Raw genomic sequence first — 23,755 nt, 5'->3', positions numbered from 1 at the left:
GAAGTGGAGGACCCGTTGAGGGCCCTCAGGCAGAAACAAGGATTGGCGGTGTTCAGCGGCTTTCTTTTGCCTACTTTTCTTTGCCGCGGCAAAGAAAAGTAGGTGCCGCCCCGCACAGGGGCAACGCGTGAAGCACGAAGGCAAAACGCGGATGCCAGCGCCAACACAAGCAAACCAAACCAGCGTCGCAAGACACACCAAAATGCCGCCCCGCACAGGGGCAACGCTAGCAAACCAGAGGCAAAACGCGGATGCCAGCGCCAACAAAAGCAAACCACACCAAAGCGTCGCAGACAGAAAACCTCAACAACACTTCCCAGCCCCACCACCATACCTGGCCTGCTGCCGTTCGCGAAAAAACTCCTCATAACTCATAACAGGCCGATCCGGATGAGCCTCACGCACATGCGTGACATAAGTCTCATAGTCGGGCAGACCGACCATCAACCGCATGGCCTGCCCGAGATACTTTCCGGCGTTGCGCACGTCATCCCGCAATCCAGAGAACATTGGCAACACTCCGTTCAGTGCGACCCGCTAACCGTCTGCCCGGCGGGCAAAACCTCAAACGGCGTTTCGCGAACAGTAGGCCGATCCGCGCGACGCGCACGAACCACCGCGAGAACCCCATAAAACACGACACTGACAACAACAAAAATGAACAGCCCAGCCAGCGCCGCATCGACATAGTCATTGAACATGATCCGATGCATCTGCTCGATCGACTTCGCCGGCGCGACGATCTTGCCCGCATCGGCAGCAGCGCCCAACTTGGCAGCGTGAGCAAGAAACCCAACCTTCGGATTCGCGTCGAAAATCTTCTGCCAGCCAGCCGTCATCGTGCAGATCAAGAGCCACACCGTCGGCACCAGCGTGACCCACGCGAAGCGCTCACGCTTCATCTTGAACAGCACTACCGTGCCGAGCACCAGCGCGATACCCGCCAGCATCTGGTTCGAAATGCCGAACAGCGGCCACAGCGTGTTGATGCCGCCCAGCGGATCGACCACGCCCTGATACAGGAAGTAACCCCACGCGGCCACGCACAGCGCCGTCGCGATCAGGTTCGCCGGCAGCGATTCCGTGCGCTTCAAGGCAGGGTGGAACGTGCCCAGCAGATCCTGCAACATGAAGCGACCGGCACGCGTGCCCGCATCGACAGCGGTAAGGATGAAGAGCGCTTCGAACAGAATCGCAAAGTGATACCAAAACGCCATCATCGCCTGGCCACCAATCACCTGGTGCAGAATCTGCGCCATGCCCACCGCGAGCGTCGGTGCGCCACCAGCGCGCGCGACGATCGTCGTTTCGCCGACGGCCTTCGCGGTTTGCGTCAGCATGTCCGGCGTCAGCACGAAGCCCCATTGCGACACGGTCTGTGCGACGGCATCCGGCGTCGAGCCGAGTACGGCAGCCGGCGCGTTCATCGCGAAGTAGATGCCCGGCTCGATCACGGCAGCCGCCACCAGCGCCATGATCGCGACGAACGACTCCATCAGCATCGCGCCATAACCGATGAAGCGCGCGTTCTTTTCGTTATCGAGCAGCTTCGGCGTCGTGCCCGACGAGATCAGTGCGTGGAAACCCGACACTGCACCGCAAGCGATCGTGATGAAGAGGAACGGGAACAGATTGCCCGACCACACCGGGCCCGTGCCGTCGACGAACTTCGTCAGCGCGGGCATCTTCAGTTCCGGTGCGACGACGAGAATGCCGATCGCAAGACCCAGGATCGTGCCGATCTTCAGGAACGTCGACAGGTAATCGCGCGGCGCGAGCAGCAGCCACACGGGCAGCACGGAGGCGACGAAGCCGTAGCCGATCAGAATCCACGTGAGTTGCGTGCCGCTGAACGTGAACCATGCAGCGAGCGCCGGGGAATCATGCACGCTCTGGCCGAACGCGATCGATGCCATCAGCAGCACGAAGCCGATGATCGACACTTCGCCGATGCGGCCCGGCCGGATGAAGCGCGTGTAGACGCCCATGAAAAGCGCAATCGGAATCGTCGCAGCGACCGTGAACGTGCCCCACGGCGAATTCGTCAATGCCTTCACGACGATCAGCGCGAGCACGGCAAGAATGATCACCATGATCAGGAACGCGCCGAACAGCGCGATCACGCCAGGCACGGTGCCAAGCTCCATCTTCACGAGATCGCCGAGCGAACGTCCGTCGCGGCGCGTCGAGATGAACAGCACGATGAAGTCCTGCACGGCGCCAGCAAACACGACGCCCGCGAGAATCCACAGCATGCCGGGCACGTAGCCCATCTGCGCGGCCAGCACCGGGCCGACCAGCGGGCCCGCGCCTGCGATCGCCGCGAAGTGGTGGCCGAACAGCACGTATTTGTTGGTCGGCACGTAGTCGAGGCCGTCGTTGTGCCGCACGGCGGGCGTCATGCGCTGGCCGTCGAGCTGCACGACGTGGTTCGCGATAAAGCGGCTGTAGAAGCGATAAGCGATGAGGTAGACGCAGACTGCGGCGATCACGACCCAGAGGGCGCTGACCTTCTCGCCGTGCGCGAGCGCGATGGTGCCGAACGCGAACGCGCCGAGTAGCGCGACCGCTGTCCAGATGAGTAAACTGGATGCCCGGTTCATGGGAGTCTCCATAATTGTTTGCATGCCCGCCAGCGCCGCCGACGAGGCCCAATGCGGCGCCTTTTGAAGCGCCGCGCATGGTCGAAGGTGTGCCATGCTCATGGGCGTGTAGTATTCGTGTTCGTCGTGTGCGCCACAAGCGCACAACTACGTAAGCGCGCTACGTAGAACTACGTAGGCTGTCCGACCGGTTTTCCGCAGATGAAACTCAAGGCAAAGATCTTCCTGCTCGCCATCGTGCCGTTTCTGGCCGCCATCGCGGGCATTGCGCTCGGCGTGCGCCATCAGGCCACGTCGCTGGCGAGCGCGCAGCACGACACCACGCAGTCGGCCTATATGGCGAGCAAGGAAATCGAGCTGCGCCACTACGTCGACCTCGCCACCAGCGCGATCAAGCCGCTCTACGACGAAGCCGGCACCAACGCACGCGACGACGCGATCCTGCGCAACCGCGCGCTCGCGATGCTCGAAAAAATGGACTTCGGCCAGGACGGGTATTTCTTCGTCTACGACATGCACGGCCGCTCGCTGATGCATCCGCGCGAGCCCGATCTGGTCGGGCGCGATCTGTGGACCTTGCGCGATCCCGCCGGCTCGCTGACCATCCAGCAACTGATCGCGGCCGCGGCCCAGGGCGGCGGCTATGTGCGTTATGTGTGGCATCGTCCGTCGACAGGCAAGCTCGCGCCGAAGCTCGGCTACGTCGTGCCGCTGCCGCGCTGGGGCTGGATGCTCGGCACAGGCATCTATCTCGACGATGTCGACACGACGCTGGCGCGTATCGATCAGCGCGCGTCGTCCGATATCGAACACACGATGCTGTGGATCGGCGCAATCGCGCTTGCCGGGCTGTGTGTGATTGCGCTGTGCGCGCTGGTGCTGAACGTCAGCGAATACCGTAGCGCGGACGCAAAGCTCAAGCGTCTCGCGCAGCAGGTGGTCGAATCGCAGGAAAACGAACGGGCGCGGCTGTCGCGTGAATTGCATGACGGCATCAGCCAGATGCTCGTTTCGGTGAAGCTGCTGCTGGAGTCTGCGCTCGCGCGTTTCGAAGTGAGCGAGCCGCGCGTGCAGCCGGCAGAAGCGGCGCTATCGACAGGCATCGGGCGGCTTGGCGATGCGTTGCGCGAAGTGCGCCGCATCTCGCATGCGCTGCGTCCTTCGATGCTCGACGATCTCGGTCTTGCCGCCGCGCTCGAACAACTCACGCGCGAACTGAGCGCGCAAAGTCATGTCGCCATCGGCTTCACGCAGATCGCGCACGATCACGCGACGCAATTGCCCGACACGGTGAAGACGGCGCTGTTCCGTATCGCGCAGGAAGCGTTGACCAATATCTTCCGGCATGCGCAGGCCACACAGGCGGCTGTATCGCTGGATATTTCGGCGCATCGCGTCACGTTGGCGATCAGCGACGACGGTCGCGGCTTCGATGTCGAGCGCGTACAGGCGGACCCGAGCGCGGGCGTCGGCTTGCGCAACATGCGCGAGCGGCTCGAAGCGCTGCACGGCGAGTTGCAACTCGCGTCGCGGCCCGGCCATACCATCGTTACCGCAAGCGTGCCGCTCTTCGCACAGGAAGCGCTTGACATCGAAATGCAGGCAGATCATTCATGAACAGTCCAACGGGCGCGGCGCGCCTGATTCTCGTCGATGATCATCCGCTCGTGCGCGATGGCTTGCGCGCGCGTCTGGACGCCGTGCCGGGTTTCACGGTAGTCGGCGAAGCGGGCAACGCCGACGAAGCGCTGGCGCTCGCGGCCACGCATGAGCCGGACCTCGTGCTGATGGACGTCGGCATGCGCGGCATGAACGGCATCCAGCTTGCGGCGCTGTTTCATGAGCGCCATCCCGGCATCCGCGTGCTCATGCTGTCGATGCACGATAACGTCGAATACGTGACGCAAGCGGTGCGCGCGGGCGCAAGCGGCTACGTGCTGAAGGATTCACCCGGTGCGGAGATCATCCGCGCGATCGGGGCGGTGCTCGAAGGCAAGACCTATTTCAGCGAAGGATTGAGCGCGCGGCTGATCCATGCTTCGGCGATGCGCGACCCAATCGAACGTCTGACGCCGCGCGAGCGCGATATTCTCGATCAGCTTGCCGAAGGGCTATCGAGCAAGCAGATCGCACAGCGCAATAATCTGTCGGTGCGCACCGTCGAAACGCACCGGCTGAATCTGAAACGCAAACTCGAGATAGAAGGGCAGGCCGAGCTGATCAAGTTTGCGGTCGAGCATCGGCGCACCGGTTGAGCGGCGGCTCACACTTTCTTGACGAATTCCGATTTCAGACTCATGGCGCCAAAGCCATCGATCTTGCAATCGATATCGTGATCGCTGTCCACCAGCCGGATATTTTTAACCTTGGTGCCCATCTTGATCACGCCGCCCGAGCCCTTCAGCTTCAGGTCCTTGATGACAGTGACGGTATCGCCGTCCTGCAACACATTCCCTGCGGAATCGCGATAGATCTTCGCGGGCGGTTCGGTTTGCGTCACTGCCTGAGCCGACCATTCATGCGCACATTCCGGGCAGATATAGACGCCGCCATCTTCGTACGTGAACTCTGAATTGCATTGCGGACAATGGGGCAACGTGCTCATGGGTATTTCCTTGATGCCTGACGATGGCGATAAAAGCGTGGGAGTATAGCGCTCTCGCCAGGCGGCCTTTCCTGGAAAAACGTCAGTCGCTGGCAACATCGACAGGTGCGGGTGCATCGCCGCTCGCTTCGGCCCGCTTCGGCCTTCGGACCGCACGCAGCTTTCCGCTATCTCCGCCGCCACAATAGAACCGCTCGCCACCATCCGATTCGAGCCCGGACACGCGGACGTCGTCCGGCATGTCGAGCATCTCCAGCACTTCGCCTGTTTGCGCATCGACATGGCGTAGATCGCTCTGGTCGCCTTCCCAGGTGCCGTGCCACAGTTCGCCGTCCACCCACGTCACGCCGGTGACGAAACGGTTCGATTCGATTGTGCGCAGAATCGCGCCCGTCTGCGGGTCGACTTGATGAATGCGGCGTTCCTGATACTGCCCGACCCACAGCATGCCCTCCGCCCACGCCATACCCGAATTGGTGCCGGCGGGCGCGGGTATCGTGGCGAGCAGCTTGCCAGTCTGCGGATCGACCTTGCGGATCTGGTCGCCAGCGATCTGGTACAGGTGCTGGCCGTCGAACGCGGTGCCAGCCGTTGCGGGGACATCGATCGATCGCACCGTCTCGCCGCTCGACGGATCGAGCGCGTTCACCTTTTCGCCCGATGCGAACCAGATGTTCTGGCCGTCATACGTCACGCCGTGCACATTGTCGATGCCGGGAAAAGGTCCATATTCACGCACGATTTCAGCAGGTGAGCGTTTCATGCTTCCTTCCTCGTCGGTGAAGTGTCGAGCCTTACATGCTAGTCGATTGGCAGCGTGGCGGGGAGTAACAATGCCGTCGCGAATCCGGGCATGGGCGGCGTCATCCAGCGGCGCGCGCGGCCCTGGCCGAACGACTGCACCTTGCCCGCCGATGCAAGTGCATCCAGTGCGCGCTGCACGGTCCGCTGGCTCGCGCCGAGCGCCAGTGCGAGTGCCGAACTCGACCACGATTCGCCGTCGGCGAGCAGCGCGAGCAACGACGCGTGCGCTTCCTCGACAGGCCGCGCGAGCACGACCACTTCGGTTGCGCGGCGCGGCGTCAGCGCAAAGCCTCGCTTCGTCGCGTTGATTTCAGCAAAGGCGCGCAGCACCGTGCGCAGCCGGCCCATTTCGACACGCAGCCGCGCGCGATGCGATTCGTCCGCGTGTTTCATGCGGAAGGCGCGCTCGATCAGCGTGTCGCGGGGCACGTCGTCGGGCCATGCTTGCGCCAGCGCGCGTGCGAGATTGAACAGCACGGGGCGGCTCGCAAGCGGCACCACATGATCCGCGTCGCGCACGGCATGGCGGCAGGCGTCGATGACGAGCGCTTTCGAGTTCATCAATGCTTCGACGTCTTCGAGCAGCATGAGCCGTTCTTCACCGCGCGTGATCAGGCGCGCGGCGGGTGTATCCAGCAGTTGCGCCGAACTTTCGACTTCCGCCATGAGGCCAGGAATGCGGGCATGACGTGCTGCGCGTTCGGCTTTCGCGAGCGCCGTGCGAGCGGTCTTCGTGTGCAGACGCCGCATTGCAATACCCGCGACGATCAGTTCGTGTATCGCGCTCGATGCCGGCGGAAACGGCGCGGCATCGAAACCATCGAGCATGCGCTCGGCTTCTTCGAGATGGCCGATCAGCAGCAGCCGGCGCAACTGGAGATGCCGCGCGTGCATGGCGTTCAGATGATCGTCATGCGACTCCAGCGTTCTGCGCGCGGCTTCGAGCGACCGTGCAGGCCAGCCGAGATCGCGTGAGGCCAGCGCAATCTCCGCTTCCGCAACGACACAGCGCGCACGGGCGACGGCTTCTTTCGGGCCGAATGCACGCGCCGCGCTGCGCACCAGCGATTTCGCGCGCGCAAGGTCGCCGAGTTGCGCCATCGCGATGCCGCGCAGCGCGAGCGCGGGCGCGTCGTCGCGTAACGCAACGCGGTTCAGCGCGCCGAGCGGATCACCCGCGGCGAGCGCGTGCGCGGCGGCTGCGACGCTTGCATCCATCTGAATCACGCCACACTTGTCACTCCCGTCCGTCGAATGTCCCGCACTAATCTAGCACGACAGGATTGATCGACAACCCGTATCGACATTCAAAGGAGGGACGAACGATGACCACGCACACGGTCGCCACGCGCGACGCCTGGCTGAAAGCACGCCTCGAACTACTGGAAGCGGAGAAAGCATTGACGCACCGCAGCGACGAACTGGCGCGGCAGCGTGAAGCGCTGCCGTGGGTGAGGATCGACAGGCATTACGAGTTCGACACCGACGAAGGTCGCGCCACGCTGCCGGAGCTTTTCAGGGGGCGCTCGCAACTGATCGTCTATCACTTCATGTTCGGGCCGGATTACAAGGCGGGCTGCCCGTCGTGCTCGGCGATCGCGGATGGTTTCGACGGCGTGGCTGTACATCTCGCGAATCACGATGTCACGCTGATGGCCGTGTCGCGTGCGCCGCTCGAGAAGTTGCAGGCGTACAAGGAGCGCATGGGATGGCGGTTCCCGTGGGCGTCGGCGAGCGGCAGCGAGTTCAACTTCGACTTCAACGTGTCGTACACGGAAGCGCAGCAGCGTGCGGGCGATATCGAATACAACTTCGAGCGCGGTGGCCATGCAATGGATACGTCGCCCGCGCCCGAACCCGTAGTTCGCTTTGCGGCGAGTTGCGGCACCGACGCGCCCACATACTCGCGCGACCGGCCGGGCATCAGCACCTTCGTACTGGAAGATGGCGTCGTGTATCACGCGTATTCGACGTATGCCCGCGGTGTCGACGGCGTGTGGGGCATGTATCAGTGGCTCGACCGCGCGCCGAAAGGACGCAACGAGAGCGGCATCTGGTGGCGTCGTCACGACGAATACGAACGGCGCTGAGGTCGATCGTGGAACTCGCTGGCATGGTCATGCGAACGCGAACGGACCGCACATGGGTGAGGGTGCTGGCGTTCTTCGGTGTTATGACACTCGTGTTCGCGGCCTGTGCGACGTTGACGGTAGTCTGGTGCTTCGCAATGGCCAAGATGGACGAACTGCCGATGCCGGGAGGCTGGTCGCTGTCGATGGCATGGACACCCATGTGCGGACAAAAGTGGCCACGCGTCGCGGCGTCCTTCGTTGGCACGTGGATCGTGATGATGGTGGCGATGATGTTGCCGTCGCTTGCGCCCGTGTTGTGGCGCTATCACGAAGCCATGGGCAGAGCGGGCAGGCTGACTGTGCTGGCGGGCGCGGGGTATTTTTTCGTGTGGGCACTGCAAGGCATGGCCGTATTCGCGCTGGGCTTCTTGCTGATGTCGCTGGCTTTGCAGGTTCCCGAACTGGCGCGCGTCGTTCCTTTCGGCGCAGGCGTTATCGCGCTGCTTGCGGGCGCGATGCAATTCAGTGCGTGGAAGTTGCGATATCTGGCATGCAGCCGCCTGTTGAATGTCAGCATCGATGCATCACACCGAGCAAGCGCGGCGTGGACACAAGGCCTGCGCCTTGGCCTCCACTGCATGTTTTGCTGCGTGGGACTGACGGCTGTTCTTCTCATCAACGGCGTGATGGATTTGCGCGCAATGGCACTCGTGACGCTTGCAATCACCGCTGAGCGGTTCGCGCGATTTCCGCACCGTGTCGCGCGAGCGATTGGAGCCGTGATGATCGTTGAAGGCTCCTGGATGCTGGCACGAGCCTTCCTGCGCATCTGACGCAACGCGATGTGTTGCATGCCGCTTCTAACCTCAGATCGACTTCACTTCACCGCCATCCATGCGCAGCGTCGATCCCGTCATCCAGTGCGCGCCCGGCGAGACGACAAACGCCATCAGTTCGGCGATTTCCTCCGGCGTGCCGTAGCGCGCAATGCCCGCTTCCTTTGGAAACTTCGCCGTCGCTTCTTCAACGCTCATGTTGTGCAGCGGCGCCCAATGTTCCAGATACGAACGGCGACGCCCCGTCATGACCGGGCCGGGCAGCACGCTATTGACCTGCACGCCGTCCTCGATCCCGCGATCCGAAAATGCCTTCGCCAGCGCGACGATCGCCGCGTTGATCGTGCCAACCGCTGCATACGGCGCCTTCGGAAAAATAGCCGAATTCCCCGACATCAGCACAACCGACCCCGAGCTTGCCTTCAACGCAGGCCACGCCGCAATCGTGATCCGCCGCGCGCCGTGCAGCTTCAACGAGAGGCCGCTTTCCCACTGCTCGTCGGTCATGTCGAATACATCGATCTGCGGCACGGCGCCCGCAATATTGAGCAACGCATCGATTCGCCCGAACGATGCAAGCGCCTGATCGACGACTTCCTGCGCTGCGTTCGGCAGCGACAGATCGATATCGATTGCAAGCGCCTGCGCGCCCGCGTCGATGACGGCCTGCGCCGTCTCCTCCAGATTCTCGCGATTGCGCGCAACCAGCACGATCGCGCTGAAATCCTTTGCCAGTCTGATTGCCGTCGAACGGCCGATGCCCTGACTCGCGCCCGTGACGATTGCTACTTTGCTTGCCATGTCTCTTCTCCTCGATGAACGAACCGACAGGTTTCAGTGAACAACAACCATCTTGCCGCCCGCTTCATTCGCTTCCATCACGCGGTGCGCTTCATGGATCTGATCGAACGGGAACACGCGCGACGGCTTCGCGTTGAGGCGGCCCGCCGCGACATCGGCGGCGATGGTTTGCAGCGGCACATCGGACAGCGGAAAACCGGGCGTGCCGAACACGAAGCTGCCGAAGAACGTCAGATACACGCCGCTCGACATCTGCAGCAACGGATTGAAGTCCGGAATCGGCGCGAGGCCGCCCAGCCAGCCCGCGAGACACGCGCGGCCGCCACGGCGCAGCATCGCGAGCGAATCGAGAATCACGCTGTTGCCAACCAGATCGAGCACAGCGTCGATCTGCTTCGACTCTGCAATACGCTTCGACAGGTCCGGTCCTTCCAGTTCGACGCGCGACGCGCCGAGCGCCTTCAGCATGTCGAAGCGCGCCGCGCTGCGCGTCGTTGCGATTACTTTTGCGCCCGCGTTCACGGCGAGATTGACGGCGGCCTGGCCAAACGACGAGGTCGCGCCGCGAATCACGATGGTTTGTCCTTCGCTGAGTTCGAGATTGCGGAACAGGCATGTCCATGCTGTCGCATACGTTTCGGGTATTGCCGCGAGTTCGGCCCATGGCAGGTCCGATTCGATCAGCGCGACGTTCGACACGGGCGCCCGCGTGTATTCGGCATAGCTGCCATTGATCGTGCGCCCGAGGCCGCCCATCAACGCGGCGACTTTTGCGCCGACCGGAAACTCGCCGCCCGGACACGACTTCACGATGCCGACACATTCGATCCCGCTCACTTTCGCCGCTTCGGCCCATTCGCCGCGCCGCATGTGCATCTCGGCGTGGTTGATGCCGAAGGCCTTGATTTCGATGACGACGTGGCCTTCCAGCGGCTCCGGTTCCGGCAGGTCCGTATAGACGAGGCTATCGAGGCCACCGAACTTTTCGAGCACGATTGCGCGCATGAGGGTTCTCCTAAGGTGATATCGCGTCGGACGACGCAGTGTGTTGTCGGGCAAGCGAGCCGCTCGCCCATTGCGTTCAACGGGTCAGGAAGCTGGCGATGGCCGCGGCGATCTCGGCCGCGTGGGTTTCGAGCGCGAAGTGGCCCGTATCGAAGAAACGCACGTCCGCGTTCGGGATGTCGCGCCTGAACGCTTCGGCGCCCGGCGGCAGAAAGAACGGATCGTGCTTGCCCCACACCGCGAGGAACGGCGGCTGGTGCGTGCGGAAATACTGCTGGAACGCCGGATACAGCGCGACGTTGCTCTGATAGTCGCCGAACAGGTCGAGCTGGATTTCGTGCGCGCCAGGGCGGCTCATGTAGTAGTCGTCGAGCGAATAGCCGTCGGGCGAAACACGGGTCTTGTCGCTCACGCCGTGCGTGTACTGCCAGATCGTCGTGTCGCGCTCCAGCATCGGGCGCAACGCGTCGCGATTTGCTTGCGTCGGATCCTTCCAGTAAGCCTGGATGGGGTTCCAGCCGTCGCTTAGTCCTTCCACATACGCGTTGCCGTTCTGCGAAATGATCGCCGTGACGCGCTCGGGGTGCTTTAGCGCGAGCCGGAAGCCCGTCGGCGCGCCGTAGTCGAAAACGTACACGGCGTAGCGGTCGAAGCCGATCACTTCCGTGAAGCGGTCGATCACGTTGGCGAGATTGTCGAACGTATAGGCGAAATCCTTGCGCTCCGGCATGTCCGACTGCCCGAAGCCCGGCAGATCGGGCGCGACGATATGAAACCGGTCTGCGAGCAGCGGAATCAGGTCGCGGAACATGTGGCTGGAACTCGGAAAGCCGTGCAACAGCAGCAGTTTCGGCGCACCGGTGGGGCCGGCTTCCCGATAGAAGACGTTGAAACCGTCGACGTCGGCGTGGCGATGGGCAATCGTGGACATGGCGTTCTCTCCGTAAAAGATGGACTTCTGTCGGCTCCGGCTGTGCGAGGCGGCCGTTGCTGTGCTTCACAATCGTACAAACCTGTGTAACCGTATAATCGATGTTTTACAGGTTACGAATCGACGATGTAACTTGTCAAGAGGTTTTTTAGTGGTTACGATGGAGCCATCGTCACGAAGATTCGTCATAGCAATGGACTACCGCCAGATACCGCCGATGTTTTTGGCCGACGCACCGGGCCTCGATTTCCTGAACTCGATTGCGACGCCCGTCGATGAGCCCGTCGACTGGATCGCCGACGGCGAGGGACTGATAGCCTGGCTGGCGCAGGCGGGCATGGTGCCGCCCGATGCGCTCGCGGCAATCCGCTCACGCGCGACGCCCGCCGAACTCGACGAGGTGGCAGGGAAGGCGCGAAGCCTGCGCGAGTGGTTTCGCGACTATGTGCGTAAGAGAAAAGGGCGCGCGCTCGTAGCCAAAGACCTGCGCGAACTCGAACCGTTGAACGCACTGCTCGCGCGCGACGAACAGCATGGCGAGATCGTCGCGAACGGGCCGGATGCGGCGATCGCGTTTTCGTTTCGTTCGACGAGGCGTTGGCAAACAACGGAATCGCTGCTGATGCCGATTGCGGAGGCGATGGCGAAGCTCGTGTGCGAGGAGGACTTCACGCATGTGAAGGCGTGCGAGGGCCCGGCCTGCACGCTGATGTTCGCCGATCACACGCGGGGCCACGCACGCAGGTGGTGCAGCATGGCCGTGTGCGGCAATCGCGCGAAGGTGGCTGCGCATCGCGCGCGGCTCAAGGAGAAGAAGGGCGAGTGACGCAGCGAGCGAGGTTTAACGCACGCGTTCGAGGTAGCGGCGCGTATTCGCTCGCAGTCATATCGTTATCAGTTTCTTCGCGGCGGACATCGCATCCGCCTGCAATTTGCATATACGCATTCGTCGTTTTGAAGTCGCGAATGGCGCCGCTAGCATGCTTGGACCTCTGACTTTCATGTTCGACAGCCATGTCTACCGTCGCTATTCCATCCCACGCAGAGGATGCCGCCGCGCAGTCGGCGTATCCAGCTCACGCCGTGATTCGTTCCGCGCAGGACGTATCGCGTATCGTCAACGCGGGCGCTGCGAAGGGCAGCAATGCCCGCATCGTGATTGCGATCGCGCTGGGCGGCGTGTTTCTCGATGCCTACGATCTAACGTCGCTCGCCTATGGCATCAAGGACATCGCAAAGCAGTTCGCGTTGTCGCCCGTGCAGGTCGGCTTCGTGTCGTCGGCGATCACGTTCGGCGCGATTCTGGGCGCGCTGTTCGGCGGCTATCTGACCGATCGGATTGGCCGCTATCGCGTGTTCATGGCGGACATGCTGTTCTTCGTCGTCGCGGCGATTGCGGCAGGGCTGGCGCCCAACGCATGGGTGCTCGGCGCAGCGCGTTTTCTGATGGGTTTCGGTGTCGGGCTCGACCTGCCCGTTGCAATGGCGTTTCTCGCCGAGTTCTCACGCGTTGCAGGCAAAGGCAACAAGGCGGCGAGTGTCGCCGCGTGGTGCCCAGCGTGGTATGCGGCGACCAGTACCTGCTATCTGCTGATTCTCGGTCTTTACGCGATCCTGCCCGAGCATCATCTGGGCTGGCTATGGCGGTTCACGCTCGCGTTCGGCGCGGTGCCTGCGATCGTCATCATTCTGGTGCGCAGCCGCTATATCAGCGAATCGCCTGTCTGGGCGGCGAATCAGGGCGATCTGGAAGGCGCGGCGCGCATCCTCAAGCGTACCTATGGTGTCGATGCAGTCGTCGAGCGCACCGCGACGCCCGTCGCACAACCGCGCCGCGCTTCGTGGCGGAACTATGGCGTGCTGTTCAACGCCACCTATCGCAAGCGCACGATACTTGCCGCCGTGATCGGCAGTGCGTCGTCGTTCGGGTACAACGCGATCATTTTCGGCTTGCCCGTCATCATCACGAGCTTCTTCGCGCAAGGACCACTGACAACGATCGTCGCATCGCTGGCGTTGAATCTGCTGTTCGCGTTTGTCGGTGGGCTGATCGGCGTGCGTACGGCGCCGACGGTCGGCGCGTGGAAAATGACGGTGCTCGGGCATTCGCTGCAGTTCGCTTCGTTGATCGGTCTCGCACTGATCGGTAAACCGAGCGGCGGCGCGCTGGTGGTCGTGGCGATTCTGCTGCTGGGCGGCTATCTGTTCGGGCAAGGCTTCGGTCCCGGCTCACATTCGATGACCTATGCATCGCTCAGCTATCCGACGTCGCTGCGCGGTATCGGCGTGGGCTTCAATCAGACGCTCGTGCGTACGGCGTCGACCATTTCGCTGTTTCTGTTTCCTGTGCTAGCGGCTGCTCTCGGCACGAAGGTGTTCTGGGTCATCGCTATTGCGCCGCTCACGTCGCTGCTGGTGTTGCTGGCGATCCGCTGGGAACCGTCGGGCTACGACATCGATGGAGAAGATTATCGGGACGTGAGTGCCGATGCGAATGTGGCAGGGCGCGTGAGCGCGTGACGCTTGCATGGCATTGCATAAATGCTTGTTTGTAAACGCGCGCCCTGGTGACTGGATTCGATGGATGACACAAGCAGGAGCGTCGCAATGAGCGAAGTCGTCATCGAAGAACAGGCTGTTGTCGACGCGGATTTGAACTATCTCGTCGGCAACGGCGAACCATCTCGTGCCCTCCGATCGTTGCTGTTTTCTAGCGTAATCAGGCCGGACCGGCCGCTATTCCGCCCAGCAAGGTCTCGCGCAACGCATCCATCGTGGGATCGCGCAAGTCTCGTGGCCTTGGCGCCTCAATGCGGATGTCGCGCGCGATATGACTCGGCCGGTCTTCACCCTCTGGCGACAGCAAAAGAACCCGATCGGACAGATGCAGCGCTTCGTCGAGATCGTGCGTCACGAGCAGAGCCGTCGTGCCATGCGCGTACGCCAATGCGAGCAACACGCGTTGAAGCCGGGAGCGGGTGATGGCATCGACAGCGCTGAACGGTTCATCGAGCAACAGCAGATCAGGTTCCGCGAAAAGCCCGCGCGCCAGTGCGACGCGTTGCGCCATGCCGCCCGACAGTTGCTTCGGCAGCACGTCACGAACATTGGCCAATCCAACTTCAGCAAGCAGCGCATCGACGCGCAGATCATGTCCCCGCCGTGGTCCGGCGGCGAACGCGATGTTGTCGGCCACGCTGAGCCATGGCAGCAATCGTGGCTCCTGAAAAATCACGCCGATCCGCTCGGACGGTCCGCGCTGCAACTGCCGCTCCAGCAGGACGGAGCCCTCCGATTGCGGGTCGAGGCCCGCAATCGCGCGCAGCAGCGTGCTTTTACCGCATCCGCTGGGACCGACCAGGCTGACGATCTCACCGCGCGCCAGTTCGAACGATACGCGTTCGAACACCGTGCGCCCGCCGAAGCGCCGCGTGAGTCCGCGTACTTCCAGCAAGGTCGATGAATGCAATGTCATTGCGCGTCTCCCGACACATAGCGGGCGTCGCGCCATGACAGCGCACGCGTTTCGATGAGCTTGAACACACCGTCGCTCAGTTTGCCGAGCAGTGCGAGCAACAGAATGGCACCGAAGACGAGATCGGGCCGTCCCGTCTCGCGTCCGTCGCTGAGCAGATAGCCGAGGCCGCGTGTTGCAGCGATCAGTTCGGCGGCGACCATGAACATCCACGCGAGGCTCAGACCCGTGCGCAATCCCGTGAAGATCTGCGGCATCGACGCGGGCAGCAGAATGCGCGTGAACATGGCGCGCGGCGTCAGCCGGTTGAGTTCACCGAATTCGATCAGCTTGCGGTCGACACCATGAATGCCGGCAACCACGCTCAGTTGCACAGGAAAGAAAGCGCCAATCGCGATGAGCGTGATCTTGGGCGCTTCGTCGATACCCATCCAGAGCAACAGGATAGGCACCCACGCGAGCGATGGAATCGCGCGCAGTGCCTGAAACGTCGGATCGAGCAATGCATCGACGCGGCGGCTCAGTCCCATTGCCGCGCCGATCAGCAACGCGAGCGCCGAGCCGAGTGCAAAGCCCGCATAGACGCGCGCGACGCTCGCGCCGATATGGCGCGCGACGCGTGCGCCGCCGAGATCCCATAGCGTTTGCACGATGGTGCTCGGCGCGGGCACGAGATGCATCGGCAGGACGGATGTCCGCACCAGTACTTCGATCAAGGCGAGAAAGACGGCGGGCAACGCAAAGCCTGCGTAGCGCCACAGGCGCAATGTGTTGCGTGGCGCCAGCCTGTTTGCAGTGTGTATCTTTGCATCGCGCGTATCGAACGCGAGCGTCTGTTCAGTGACTTGCATTACTCTCGCCTGTGCGTTACTTCACGCCATTGCTCGCGATCACGGGCTGCGCGACTTTCGAATCGATCAGCGCGTCGATGACCTGATTGAGATCGGTGCCGCTTTTCACGAGCTGTTCGTCGATGAGAATCGGCGCGGCGGCCTGCAGCGCGGCGATCTGCTGCGCGCCCGGTTGCGGATGGCTGAAGTCGTTGCGGCTCAATTGCAGCTTCGCGACCGCAAGCGATACCTTCGACTCTTCCGAGACGATTTTCGCCGTATCGTCGGGATGCCCGGCGATCCACACACGTGCCTTTTCATAAACTTTCAACACGCGAGCGAGTTGCTCAGGATGTTCGCGGATAAAGTCCTCACGCGCGTTGAGCAGGCCCCACGTGTTGAAATCGACATTGCGATAGAGCAGGCGCGCACCGTTGTCGATCTCGGCAGCGGCCATATGCGGATCGAGGCCGGCCCATGCATCGACCTGTCCATTGACGAGCGCTGTGCGTCCATCGGGATGCTGGAGATTCACGATCTCGACGTCATCGCGCGACAGGCCAACGGTATGGAGTGCGCGCAACGTGAAGAGGAACGGATCGGTGCCCTTGGTCGCGGCGATCTTCTTGCCTTTCAGATCGGCGAGGCTCTTGATGGGCGAATCTTTGCGCACCACCAGCGCCGTCCATTCGGGACGCGAAAACACGTACACGGCGCGAATGGGATTGCCGTTCGCCTTGCCGAGCACGGCAGCGAGACCGGCAGTGGAGCCGATATCGACCGCGCCGCTATTCAGGTACTCGAGTGCGCGATTGCTGCCAAGGCTCAGCACCCACTTGACCTGCGTGTGATCGGCGGCGAATTCCTGTTCCAGCCAGCCATTACGTTTGATGACGAGGCTTTCCGGCGAGTAGTACGCGTAATCGAGCTTCAGTTCGGTGAGCGGCGCTGCCTGCGTGCTGCCGAAGTGGCACAGCGCGAGCGCGGCCGCCGCCGTCGTCATGAAGTTGCGCAGCACGGACGCGCGTCGCGCGCGTGCGAAGAATGCCAAGCCCCGAACCGATGCCATCGATTGTCCTTATGGTCGCGTGTGATGTGTGAGCTTTCAATGTAACGAAGCCGACCGCATTCGCGAACCAATAAAAGTTCAGAATCAAAGCTGTCCTGGCGCTATTGCAGAAATGGTGCTTCAATCCCAACGGTTCTCACGTCTAAAGCACAGATTCGTATAAGCATTCGCGTACCCGATAGTAGGCGGGACGCGGGAGGCTTTCTTACACTTGCCGGTTAGCCGCGGACTGTTTGATATGTCGTACGCAGTCCGCTTCGAAGCGGCGCCGATTCGCGCCGCCTGATGTTTTTTCGGCCTTGCATACCATGTCAAACCAGTTCGAACTGAATCCCGCACCGCAGAACGAAACGGCGCAGGCACTCGCGCAGCAATTTGCCGCGAGCGCCGTCGAGCGCGACGAAAAGGGCGGCACGCCGAAGGCCGAGCGCGACGCGATCAGGGCGAGCGGTTTGCTGGCGCTGTCGATTCCCGGGCAATACGGCGGAACGGGCGCCACGTGGACCGAGACACTCGGTGTCGTCAGAACATTCGCGCGGGTCGACAGTTCGATTGCGCATGTGTTCGGCTTTCATCATCTGCTGCTGGCGACGGTGCGGTTGTTCGGACGCCCCGATCAATGGGAGCCGTGGCTCGAGCAGACCGCGCGCAACAACTGGTTCTGGGGCAATACGCTGAACCCGCTGGATACGCGCACTGTCGCGCAGCGCACGGACTACGGCTTTGAATTTTCCGGCAGAAAAAGCTTCTGCTCGGGCGCGCTCGATTCCGACATGCTGGTCGCGTCGGGTCTGGACGCCGAGAGCCGCAAGCTGCTGATCGCGGCGATTCCCACGTCGCGCGCTGGCATCACGTTGAATCACGACTGGAACAGTTTCGGGCAACGTCAGACGGACAGCGGCAGCGCATTGTTCGAAAACGTGCGGATCGAACAGAATGAATTGCTGCTCGATCCGGGCCCGCTGAGCACGCCGTTCGCTTGCCTGCGTCCGTTGCTCGCGCAACTGATCTTCGCGCAGATGTTTCTTGGCATCGGCGAGGGCGTCTTTGCGGAGATGAAGCATTACACACGCCATGAATCGCGCCCGTGGTTCAAGTCTCCCGCACAGCAGGCCAGCAAGGATCCGCACATCTTGCGTCACTATGGCGAGTTCTGGGTCGAACTGGAAAGCGTGCGTCTGCTGGCCGCGCGCGCCGTGCAGATGTTCGACGAAACGTGGGCGCGCGGTGCATCGCTCGACGAGACGGCGCGTGGCCACGTTGCCGTTGCCGTCGCCACGGCGAAGGTGGCGGCGACGCGCGTCGGTCTCGATCTCAGCACCCGCCTGTTCGAAGTAGCGGGCGCGCGGGCCACGCATGGCGCGCTGCGGCTGGATCGCTTCTGGCGCAATCTGCGCACGCAGACGCTGCACGATCCCGTCGACTACAAGTTGCAGGAACTCGGCGAATGGGCCGTCAACGACGAACTGCCGACGCCGTCGTTCTATTCCTGAAACGCCGGGCGTCCGATGGCAGGGAAAATCGGCGCCTGTCATAAGCATTTGCAAATTCGATAGTAGGGCTGGCACGCGAGGGCTGATCCAATACAGGATTGGCCCTGTTCGAAGCGAGCCGCGATGGGCTCGAAGGGCTTTTCCGTCTTCGTGTGAGCCATCATGTCTAGTGTCGAATCCCCTGTTGCCGCTGCGCAATCGCCGCGGCGTCCCGATCCCATGCGCGTGAAGCGCATTGCCAGCGACGCCGACGCCCTGGCGGCCGCCCACGCGCTCGCGGCGTGCTTTGCTGCAGGCGCGGCTGAGCGCGACCGTCAGCGCGTTCTGCCGTGGGCGGAACTCGACCAGTGGTCCGAGAGCGGCCTTGGTTCGATCACCGTGCCGCGTGAATACGGCGGCGCGGACGTCTCGTTCGCGACGCTCGCCGAAGTGTTCGTGATTCTCTGTGCCGCCGATCCCGCGCTCGGCCAGATACCGCAGAATCATTTCGGCGTGTTGGGCGTGCTGCGCGAAATCGGCACACCGGCGCAGAAAGCGCGTCTGTATGGCGAAGTGCTGGCGGGCCACCGGCTCGGCAATGCGGGCCCGGAACGGCGCTCGGCGGCGGTGTCCACGGTGCTGCAAGGGACCACACGGCTGCGTGAGACGCAAGATGGACTGCGCCTCGACGGCAAGCGGTTCTATTCGACGGGCGCGCTGTTCGCACATCGCGTTCCCGCGCGAGCAACCGACGACGCGGGACGCGCCGTGCAGGTCTGGGTGCCGCGCGATGCACCGGGCCTCACGGTTATCGACGACTGGAGTTCGTTCGGCCAACGCACGACGGCGAGCGGCAGCGTGGTGTTCGATAACGTCCGCGTCGATCCGCAGGACGTGCTGCCGCTGTGGCAACTCGCCGACCGTCCGGGCCTGTTCGGTCCCAACTCGCAACTGATCCAGGCCGCGATCGATCAGGGCATCGCCGAGGCTGCCGTTGCCGATGCGCTCGCCTTCGTGCGCGAGCGCGCGCGTCCGTGGATCGATTCGGGTCTGGAGCGCGCAACCGACGATCCGTACATCATTGCCGACATCGGCCGTCTGCAGATCGATTTGCATGCCGCACGCGAGGTGCTGCTGGAAGCAGGGCGCACGCTTGACACAATCGCTGCCGCGCCCATCGATGCCGAAGCGAGCGCGCAAGCCTCCGTCGCCGTCGCCGAGGCCAAAGTGCTGACCACGCGCATCTCACTCGAAGCGAGCGAAAAGCTGTTCGAGCTGGCCGGTTCCGCATCGACACGCGCCGCACAAAACCTCGATCGTCACTGGCGCAACGCGCGCACGCATACGCTGCATGATCCCGTGCGCTGGAAGCTGCATCTGCTCGGCAACTATCACCTGAATCATGTGCTGCCGACGCGGCATTCGTGGAACTGAACCATGAGCATCGATATTTCCGAAGACACGGCCGCAGATACGCACGAGCTGCAGGTGCAACGCACGCCCGATCTCATTACCGACGATGCCCACGCGCTGCGTGTTGCAAAGCGTCTCGCCGATGAGTTCGCACCCGAAGCGGCGGCGCGCGACCGTGAACGCCGGCTGCCGTGGGCCGAGCTCGATGCGTTCGTCGCGAGCGGGCTGTGGGGCATGACCGTGCCGCGCGAGTTCGGCGGCGCGGGCGTAAGCAGCGCAACGCTCGCCGAAGTGACGGCAACGATCGCCGCCGCCGACGGCTCGCTCGGTCAGATTCCGCAGAATCATTTCTATGCGCTCGAAGTGCTGCGCGTCGGCGCCAGTGCCGGGCAGCAGCGCTTTTTCTTCGACCGTGTGCTGGCGGGCGAGCGCTTCGGCAATGCGCTCGCCGAAACCGGTCACAAGGATTTCAAACGACGCACGCGGCTCACGCGCACGACGGCTGGCTGGCATATCGACGGACGCAAGTTCTATTGCACCGGCGCGCTCTACGCGCACTGGATTCCAACGCTGGTCATCACGGAAGAGCGCGGGCGTGACATCACCTGTCTTGCGTTCGTGCCGCGTAACGCGCACGGCGTCGAGGTGATCGATGACTGGGATGGTTTCGGCCAGCGTGTTACGGGCAGCGGCTCGGTGCAGTTCAATCACGTGCGGGTCGAACCGGAATGGGTCGTGCCGTTTCAGGCATCGTTTGAACGACCGACCACCATCGGACCGGTCGCGCAGATCATGCATGCAGCACTCGATCTGGGCCAGGCGCGTGGCGCGTTTCAGGCCGCATTGCAGTTCGTGCGCGAGCATTCGCGGCCGTGGATCGACGCGAAGGTGGACCGCGCCACCGACGACCCGCTGACCATCGCACAGTTCGGTGATCTCGCTGTGCGCCTGCGTGCCGCCGAGGCTTTGCTGCGCCGCGCCGCGCGCTTCGTCGATGCCGCGCAGGCGGGTCCGACGGAGCGTTCAGTGGCGGAAGCATCGGTGGCTGTTGCCGAGGCACGCGCGCTCACCACGACGATTTCGCTCGATGCAGGCTCGCGCCTGTTCGAACTGGCTGGCACATCCGCGACGCTCGATGGCCTCGGTCTCGACCGTTTCTGGCGCAACGCCCGCACGCACACGCTGCATGACCCGGTGCGCTGGAAGTATCACGCGGTCGGCAACTACTACCTCAACGACAAGCTGCCGCCCCGGCACGGAGCCTTGTAATGGCACGCAAACAGATCCTGCTCAACGCGTTCAACATGAACTGCGTGGGCCACATCAATCACGGATTGTGGACGCATCCGCGCGATCGCTCGGTCGATTATCGTCAGTTGCCGTATTGGACCGATCTTGCCCGTACGCTGGAGCGCGGCCTGTTCGATGGTCTTTTTCTCGCCGATATCGTCGGTGTGTACGACGTCTATCAGCACAACGTCGATGTCACTTTGCGCGAGTCGATCCAGTTGCCCGTCAACGATCCGTTGCTGCTGGTCTCGGCGATGGCGGCGGTGACCGAACATCTGGGCTTCGGCGTGACGGTCAATCTCACCTACGAGCAGCCGTATCTGCTCGCGCGCCGCTTCTCGACGCTCGATCATCTGACGCAAGGGCGCATCGGCTGGAACATCGTCACCGGTTATCTGGACAGCGCGGCGCGCGCGATGGGACTCAGCGAACAGCTTCCGCACGATGAACGCTACGAACGCGCGGACGAATATCTCGACGTGCTTTACAAGCTGTGGGAAGGCAGCTGGGAAGCGGATGCCGTGCGGCGAGACAAGGCCGCGCGCGTGTACGCGGATCCGGCGAAGGTGCATCCGGTTCGGCATTCAGGCCGTTACTACAACGTCGACGGCTATCACCTCGCGGAGCCGTCGCCGCAACGGACGCCGGTTCTGTTTCAGGCGGGCAGTTCCGGGCGTGGCCAGCGCTTTGCCGCACGTCACGCCGAATGCGTGTTCATCTCGCCGCCGAATCGCAAGGTCGCGCGCGAAACCGTGCAGACGCTGCGCGAGCAGCTCGTGCAGGCAGGACGCCGGCCCGACGATGTGAAGGTGTTTGCCGGTGCCGCCGTCGTGGCGGGCGCAACCGAACACGAGGCGCGCGAGAAATACGCCGACTATCTGCGCTACGCGAGCCGTGAAGCGGGGCTTGCGCACTTTGCAGCGAGTACGGGCATCGACTATTCGCAATACGATCTCGACGCGCCTGTCGACTACGCGCCCGGCAATGCGATCGAATCGGCCACGCGCACCGCGAAGCAGCATGGCTGGACGCGTCGCAAGCTGCTGGAAATGTTCGAGCTTGGCGGGCGGTATCCGGCCATTGTCGGCAGTGCCGCGCAGGTCGCGGATGAACTGGAATCGTGGATCGATGAAACGGGTATCGACGGTTTCAATCTGAGCCGCACGGTGGTGCCGGAGAGCTACGAGGATTTCATCAATCTCGTCGTGCCCGAGTTGCAGAACCGCGGCCTCTACAAGACCGCGTACGCCGACGGCACGCTGCGCCAGCGTCTATTCGGCGAAGGCGATCAACTCCCGGAACGTCACGCGGCGGCAAGCTTTCGGCGCCGTGCGACGGAGCCTGCGAATACAGATACGACAGGCGCATCGCAGCGCCTCGCAAAGGAACACTCATGAGTCTCGACATCTTCTGGTTTCTGCCGACTTCGGGCGATACCCGCTATCTCGGCAAGTCCGACTTCGGCCGGGCGCCGACCAACGAATATATGCGTCAGATCGCCGTCACGGCCGACCAGCTCGGCTACGACGGCTTGCTGATTCCGACGGGCAGCAGTTGCCAGGATCCGTGGGTCACGGCCGCAAGCCTGATACCCGTGACACAGCGCATCAAGCTGCTGGTCGCGCTGCGCACGTCGATCACCGGACCGACGGCGGCCGCGCGCCAGGCGGCGACGCTCGATCAGGCCTTGAACGGGCGCCTGCTGCTCAATGTCGTGCCGGGCGGCGATGCGACGGAACTCGCCGCCGACGGCGTGTTTCTCCCGCACGACGAACGCTACGCCGCCGCCGATGAATTTCTGACGGTGTGGCGCGAGCTTCTGTCCGGCAAGACGGTGGACTACAAGGGCAAGTATGTTCATGTCGAGCAGGCGCGCAATTTTCATCCGCCTGTGCAGCAGCCTTATCCGCCGCTGTATTTCGGCGGGTCGTCGCCGGCTGCGCATGAACTGGCGGCGAAGCATGTCGATGCCTACCTGACGTGGGGCGAACCGCCCGCTGCCGTCGCCGAAAAATTCGCCGATGTCCAGCGCCGCGCCGCGGAGCACGGACGCAAACTGCGTCTCGGCGTGCGTCTGCATGTGATCGTGCGCGAGACCAACGAAGAGGCGTGGGCGGAAGCCGATCGCCTCATCAGCAAGCTCGACGACGAAGACGTTCGCCGCGCGCAGGAGAACTACGCGCGCATGGATTCCGTCGGTCAGCAGCGCATGGCCGCATTGCATGGCGGGCGTCGCGACAAGCTGGAGATCAGCCCGAATCTCTGGGCAGGTGTGGGGCTGGTGCGCGGCGGCGCGGGCACGGCGCTGGTCGGCGATCCACAGACGGTGGCGCAACGGCTGAAGGAATATGTCGATGCAGGCGCGGACAGCTTCGTGTTATCCGGCTATCCGCATCTGGAAGAATCGATTCGCTTCGCTGAGCTGGTGTTTCCGCTCTTGCCCGGCAAGAAGCCGGTGACACTGCGCGATCAGGTGCTAACCGGCGGCGCATTCGATGTGCGTGCAGGTCAGAACGTGCGCTAACCGGCATCGACGGCATGGGTGCAAC

General features: G+C 63.0%; 22 protein-coding genes. 11 read left to right on the top strand and 11 right to left on the bottom strand.

Translation table 11 applies throughout. The annotated features are described in order from the left end of the window. Positions 1 to 303: 303 nt before the first annotated feature. Both G3O01_RS39935 and G3O01_RS39930 read right to left on the bottom strand, forming a co-directional pair. Positions 304 to 510, bottom strand: coding sequence for a YbdD/YjiX family protein (locus tag G3O01_RS39935; protein ID WP_205812990.1), 207 nt, complete (start codon positions 508 to 510; stop codon positions 304 to 306). Positions 511 to 524: 14 nt separating this feature from the next. Then, complete coding sequence (locus tag G3O01_RS39930; RefSeq protein WP_205812989.1) at positions 525 to 2,603, bottom strand: carbon starvation CstA family protein; 2,079 nt, start codon at positions 2,601 to 2,603, stop codon at positions 525 to 527. Positions 2,604 to 2,804: 201 nt separating this feature from the next. Here G3O01_RS39930 and G3O01_RS39925 point away from each other — a divergent pair, with 201 nt between their 5' ends. Further along, positions 2,805 to 4,220 carry a cache domain-containing protein gene (locus tag G3O01_RS39925; RefSeq protein ID WP_205812988.1) on the top strand — a complete coding sequence of 472 codons (1,416 nt, stop codon included), beginning with the start codon at positions 2,805 to 2,807 and terminating at the stop codon, positions 4,218 to 4,220. Continuing rightward, the gene (locus G3O01_RS39920; RefSeq protein ID WP_205812987.1) at positions 4,217 to 4,858 is read left to right on the top strand and encodes a response regulator transcription factor; all 642 of its coding nucleotides are present in this window, start codon (positions 4,217 to 4,219) and stop codon (positions 4,856 to 4,858) included. Before G3O01_RS39925 ends, G3O01_RS39920 begins: the two co-directional genes overlap by 4 nt. A gap of 8 nt (positions 4,859 to 4,866) precedes the next feature. Here the strand turns inward: G3O01_RS39920 and G3O01_RS39915 are convergent, their stop codons facing one another. The 3 genes from G3O01_RS39915 to G3O01_RS39905 all read right to left on the bottom strand — a co-directional run bounded on the left by G3O01_RS39915 (position 4,867) and on the right by G3O01_RS39905 (position 7,230). Next, positions 4,867 to 5,208, bottom strand: coding sequence for a zinc ribbon domain-containing protein YjdM (locus tag G3O01_RS39915; RefSeq protein WP_205812986.1), 342 nt, complete (start codon positions 5,206 to 5,208; stop codon positions 4,867 to 4,869). Between the two features lie 82 nt (positions 5,209 to 5,290). After that, positions 5,291 to 5,971, bottom strand: a complete 681-nt coding sequence (locus tag G3O01_RS39910) for a PQQ-binding-like beta-propeller repeat protein (RefSeq protein WP_205812985.1) — start codon at positions 5,969 to 5,971, stop codon at positions 5,291 to 5,293. Positions 5,972 to 6,009: 38 nt separating this feature from the next. Further along, positions 6,010 to 7,230, bottom strand: coding sequence for a helix-turn-helix domain-containing protein (locus G3O01_RS39905; RefSeq protein WP_205812984.1), 1,221 nt, complete (start codon positions 7,228 to 7,230; stop codon positions 6,010 to 6,012). 107 nt (positions 7,231 to 7,337) lie between these two features. Between G3O01_RS39905 and G3O01_RS39900 the strand changes: the two genes are divergently transcribed. Both G3O01_RS39900 and G3O01_RS39895 read left to right on the top strand, forming a co-directional pair. After that, positions 7,338 to 8,102 carry a DUF899 domain-containing protein gene (locus G3O01_RS39900; protein WP_205812983.1) on the top strand — a complete coding sequence of 255 codons (765 nt, stop codon included), beginning with the start codon at positions 7,338 to 7,340 and terminating at the stop codon, positions 8,100 to 8,102. A gap of 29 nt (positions 8,103 to 8,131) precedes the next feature. Then, on the top strand, positions 8,132 to 8,917 hold the full coding sequence (locus tag G3O01_RS39895; RefSeq protein ID WP_241024665.1) for a DUF2182 domain-containing protein: 786 nt from the start codon (positions 8,132 to 8,134) through the stop codon (positions 8,915 to 8,917). 33 nt (positions 8,918 to 8,950) lie between these two features. Here the strand turns inward: G3O01_RS39895 and G3O01_RS39890 are convergent, their stop codons facing one another. The 3 genes from G3O01_RS39890 to G3O01_RS39880 all read right to left on the bottom strand — a co-directional run bounded on the left by G3O01_RS39890 (position 8,951) and on the right by G3O01_RS39880 (position 11,657). Continuing rightward, on the bottom strand, positions 8,951 to 9,721 hold the full coding sequence (locus tag G3O01_RS39890; protein ID WP_205812981.1) for an SDR family oxidoreductase: 771 nt from the start codon (positions 9,719 to 9,721) through the stop codon (positions 8,951 to 8,953). Between the two features lie 33 nt (positions 9,722 to 9,754). After that, positions 9,755 to 10,726, bottom strand: coding sequence for a zinc-binding alcohol dehydrogenase family protein (locus G3O01_RS39885; RefSeq protein ID WP_205812980.1), 972 nt, complete (start codon positions 10,724 to 10,726; stop codon positions 9,755 to 9,757). Positions 10,727 to 10,802: 76 nt separating this feature from the next. Then, positions 10,803 to 11,657, bottom strand: a complete 855-nt coding sequence (locus G3O01_RS39880) for an alpha/beta hydrolase (protein WP_205812979.1) — start codon at positions 11,655 to 11,657, stop codon at positions 10,803 to 10,805. Between the two features lie 193 nt (positions 11,658 to 11,850). Here G3O01_RS39880 and G3O01_RS39875 point away from each other — a divergent pair, with 193 nt between their 5' ends. Together G3O01_RS39875 and G3O01_RS39870 are read left to right on the top strand one after the other, a co-directional pair. Then, entirely contained in the window at positions 11,851 to 12,483 is a 633-nt protein-coding gene (locus G3O01_RS39875; protein WP_205812978.1) for an ABATE domain-containing protein, read from the top strand. Positions 12,484 to 12,671: 188 nt separating this feature from the next. Further along, positions 12,672 to 14,177 carry an MFS transporter gene (locus G3O01_RS39870; protein WP_205812977.1) on the top strand — a complete coding sequence of 502 codons (1,506 nt, stop codon included), beginning with the start codon at positions 12,672 to 12,674 and terminating at the stop codon, positions 14,175 to 14,177. A 199-nt stretch (positions 14,178 to 14,376) separates the two neighbouring features. Here the strand turns inward: G3O01_RS39870 and G3O01_RS39865 are convergent, their stop codons facing one another. The 3 genes from G3O01_RS39865 to G3O01_RS39855 are packed head-to-tail and all read right to left on the bottom strand — an operon-like array spanning position 14,377 to position 17,031. Then, positions 14,377 to 15,132, bottom strand: coding sequence for an ABC transporter ATP-binding protein (locus G3O01_RS39865; protein ID WP_205812976.1), 756 nt, complete (start codon positions 15,130 to 15,132; stop codon positions 14,377 to 14,379). After that, positions 15,129 to 15,983 carry an ABC transporter permease gene (locus G3O01_RS39860; protein ID WP_205812975.1) on the bottom strand — a complete coding sequence of 285 codons (855 nt, stop codon included), beginning with the start codon at positions 15,981 to 15,983 and terminating at the stop codon, positions 15,129 to 15,131. The genes G3O01_RS39865 and G3O01_RS39860 overlap by 4 nt, the downstream gene beginning before the upstream one ends. Before the next feature lie 16 nt (positions 15,984 to 15,999). Continuing rightward, positions 16,000 to 17,031 carry an aliphatic sulfonate ABC transporter substrate-binding protein gene (locus G3O01_RS39855; RefSeq protein WP_205812974.1) on the bottom strand — a complete coding sequence of 344 codons (1,032 nt, stop codon included), beginning with the start codon at positions 17,029 to 17,031 and terminating at the stop codon, positions 16,000 to 16,002. 308 nt (positions 17,032 to 17,339) lie between these two features. On the opposite strand from G3O01_RS39855, the gene G3O01_RS39850 reads away from it, so the two are divergent. The 5 genes from G3O01_RS39850 (at position 17,340) to ssuD (ending at position 23,730) form a co-directional block, all read left to right on the top strand. Beyond that, complete coding sequence (locus G3O01_RS39850) at positions 17,340 to 18,524, top strand: acyl-CoA dehydrogenase family protein (RefSeq protein ID WP_205812973.1); 1,185 nt, start codon at positions 17,340 to 17,342, stop codon at positions 18,522 to 18,524. Between the two features lie 162 nt (positions 18,525 to 18,686). Beyond that, positions 18,687 to 19,937, top strand: a complete 1,251-nt coding sequence (locus G3O01_RS39845) for an SfnB family sulfur acquisition oxidoreductase (protein ID WP_205812972.1) — start codon at positions 18,687 to 18,689, stop codon at positions 19,935 to 19,937. Positions 19,938 to 19,940: 3 nt separating this feature from the next. Beyond that, positions 19,941 to 21,185, top strand: a complete 1,245-nt coding sequence (locus G3O01_RS39840; protein ID WP_205812971.1) for an SfnB family sulfur acquisition oxidoreductase — start codon at positions 19,941 to 19,943, stop codon at positions 21,183 to 21,185. Next, the gene (locus tag G3O01_RS39835; RefSeq protein WP_205812970.1) at positions 21,185 to 22,603 is read left to right on the top strand and encodes an LLM class flavin-dependent oxidoreductase; all 1,419 of its coding nucleotides are present in this window, start codon (positions 21,185 to 21,187) and stop codon (positions 22,601 to 22,603) included. Before G3O01_RS39840 ends, G3O01_RS39835 begins: the two co-directional genes overlap by 1 nt. After that, the gene (gene ssuD, locus G3O01_RS39830) at positions 22,600 to 23,730 is read left to right on the top strand and encodes an FMNH2-dependent alkanesulfonate monooxygenase (RefSeq protein WP_205812969.1); all 1,131 of its coding nucleotides are present in this window, start codon (positions 22,600 to 22,602) and stop codon (positions 23,728 to 23,730) included. Before G3O01_RS39835 ends, ssuD begins: the two co-directional genes overlap by 4 nt. Positions 23,731 to 23,755 lie beyond the last annotated feature (25 nt).

It is taken from the genome of Burkholderia sp. Ac-20365, assembly GCF_017104715.1.
In the GTDB taxonomy this organism is placed as follows: Bacteria; Pseudomonadota; Gammaproteobacteria; order Burkholderiales; family Burkholderiaceae; genus Paraburkholderia.
The sequence above is the reverse complement of the archived record's forward strand: the minus strand, read 5'-3'. Positions and strand labels throughout refer to the sequence as shown.

Excerpts from the sequence above, each read along its gene's own strand:
- G3O01_RS39885 (WP_205812980.1), bottom strand. The coding sequence starts at position 10,726 with ATGCGCGCAATCGTGCTCGAAAAGTTCGGTGGCCTCGATAGCCTCGTC.
- G3O01_RS39880 (WP_205812979.1), bottom strand. The coding sequence starts at position 11,657 with ATGTCCACGATTGCCCATCGCCACGCCGACGTCGACGGTTTCAACGTC.
- G3O01_RS39935 (WP_205812990.1), bottom strand. The coding sequence starts at position 510 with ATGTTCTCTGGATTGCGGGATGACGTGCGCAACGCCGGAAAGTATCTC.
- G3O01_RS39925 (WP_205812988.1), top strand. The coding sequence starts at position 2,805 with ATGAAACTCAAGGCAAAGATCTTCCTGCTCGCCATCGTGCCGTTTCTG.
- G3O01_RS39860 (WP_205812975.1), bottom strand. The coding sequence starts at position 15,983 with ATGCAAGTCACTGAACAGACGCTCGCGTTCGATACGCGCGATGCAAAG.
- G3O01_RS39865 (WP_205812976.1), bottom strand. The coding sequence starts at position 15,132 with ATGACATTGCATTCATCGACCTTGCTGGAAGTACGCGGACTCACGCGG.
- G3O01_RS39855 (WP_205812974.1), bottom strand. The coding sequence starts at position 17,031 with ATGGCATCGGTTCGGGGCTTGGCATTCTTCGCACGCGCGCGACGCGCG.
- G3O01_RS39930 (WP_205812989.1), bottom strand. The coding sequence starts at position 2,603 with ATGAACCGGGCATCCAGTTTACTCATCTGGACAGCGGTCGCGCTACTC.
- G3O01_RS39910 (WP_205812985.1), bottom strand. The coding sequence starts at position 5,971 with ATGAAACGCTCACCTGCTGAAATCGTGCGTGAATATGGACCTTTTCCC.
- G3O01_RS39895 (WP_241024665.1), top strand. The coding sequence starts at position 8,132 with ATGCGAACGCGAACGGACCGCACATGGGTGAGGGTGCTGGCGTTCTTC.
- G3O01_RS39915 (WP_205812986.1), bottom strand. The coding sequence starts at position 5,208 with ATGAGCACGTTGCCCCATTGTCCGCAATGCAATTCAGAGTTCACGTAC.
- G3O01_RS39920 (WP_205812987.1), top strand. The coding sequence starts at position 4,217 with ATGAACAGTCCAACGGGCGCGGCGCGCCTGATTCTCGTCGATGATCAT.
- G3O01_RS39875 (WP_205812978.1), top strand. The coding sequence starts at position 11,851 with ATGGACTACCGCCAGATACCGCCGATGTTTTTGGCCGACGCACCGGGC.
- G3O01_RS39905 (WP_205812984.1), bottom strand. The coding sequence starts at position 7,230 with ATGGATGCAAGCGTCGCAGCCGCCGCGCACGCGCTCGCCGCGGGTGAT.
- G3O01_RS39835 (WP_205812970.1), top strand. The coding sequence starts at position 21,185 with ATGGCACGCAAACAGATCCTGCTCAACGCGTTCAACATGAACTGCGTG.
- ssuD (WP_205812969.1), top strand. The coding sequence starts at position 22,600 with ATGAGTCTCGACATCTTCTGGTTTCTGCCGACTTCGGGCGATACCCGC.
- G3O01_RS39890 (WP_205812981.1), bottom strand. The coding sequence starts at position 9,721 with ATGGCAAGCAAAGTAGCAATCGTCACGGGCGCGAGTCAGGGCATCGGC.
- G3O01_RS39845 (WP_205812972.1), top strand. The coding sequence starts at position 18,687 with ATGTCTAGTGTCGAATCCCCTGTTGCCGCTGCGCAATCGCCGCGGCGT.
- G3O01_RS39900 (WP_205812983.1), top strand. The coding sequence starts at position 7,338 with ATGACCACGCACACGGTCGCCACGCGCGACGCCTGGCTGAAAGCACGC.
- G3O01_RS39850 (WP_205812973.1), top strand. The coding sequence starts at position 17,340 with ATGTCAAACCAGTTCGAACTGAATCCCGCACCGCAGAACGAAACGGCG.
- G3O01_RS39870 (WP_205812977.1), top strand. The coding sequence starts at position 12,672 with ATGTCTACCGTCGCTATTCCATCCCACGCAGAGGATGCCGCCGCGCAG.
- G3O01_RS39840 (WP_205812971.1), top strand. The coding sequence starts at position 19,941 with ATGAGCATCGATATTTCCGAAGACACGGCCGCAGATACGCACGAGCTG.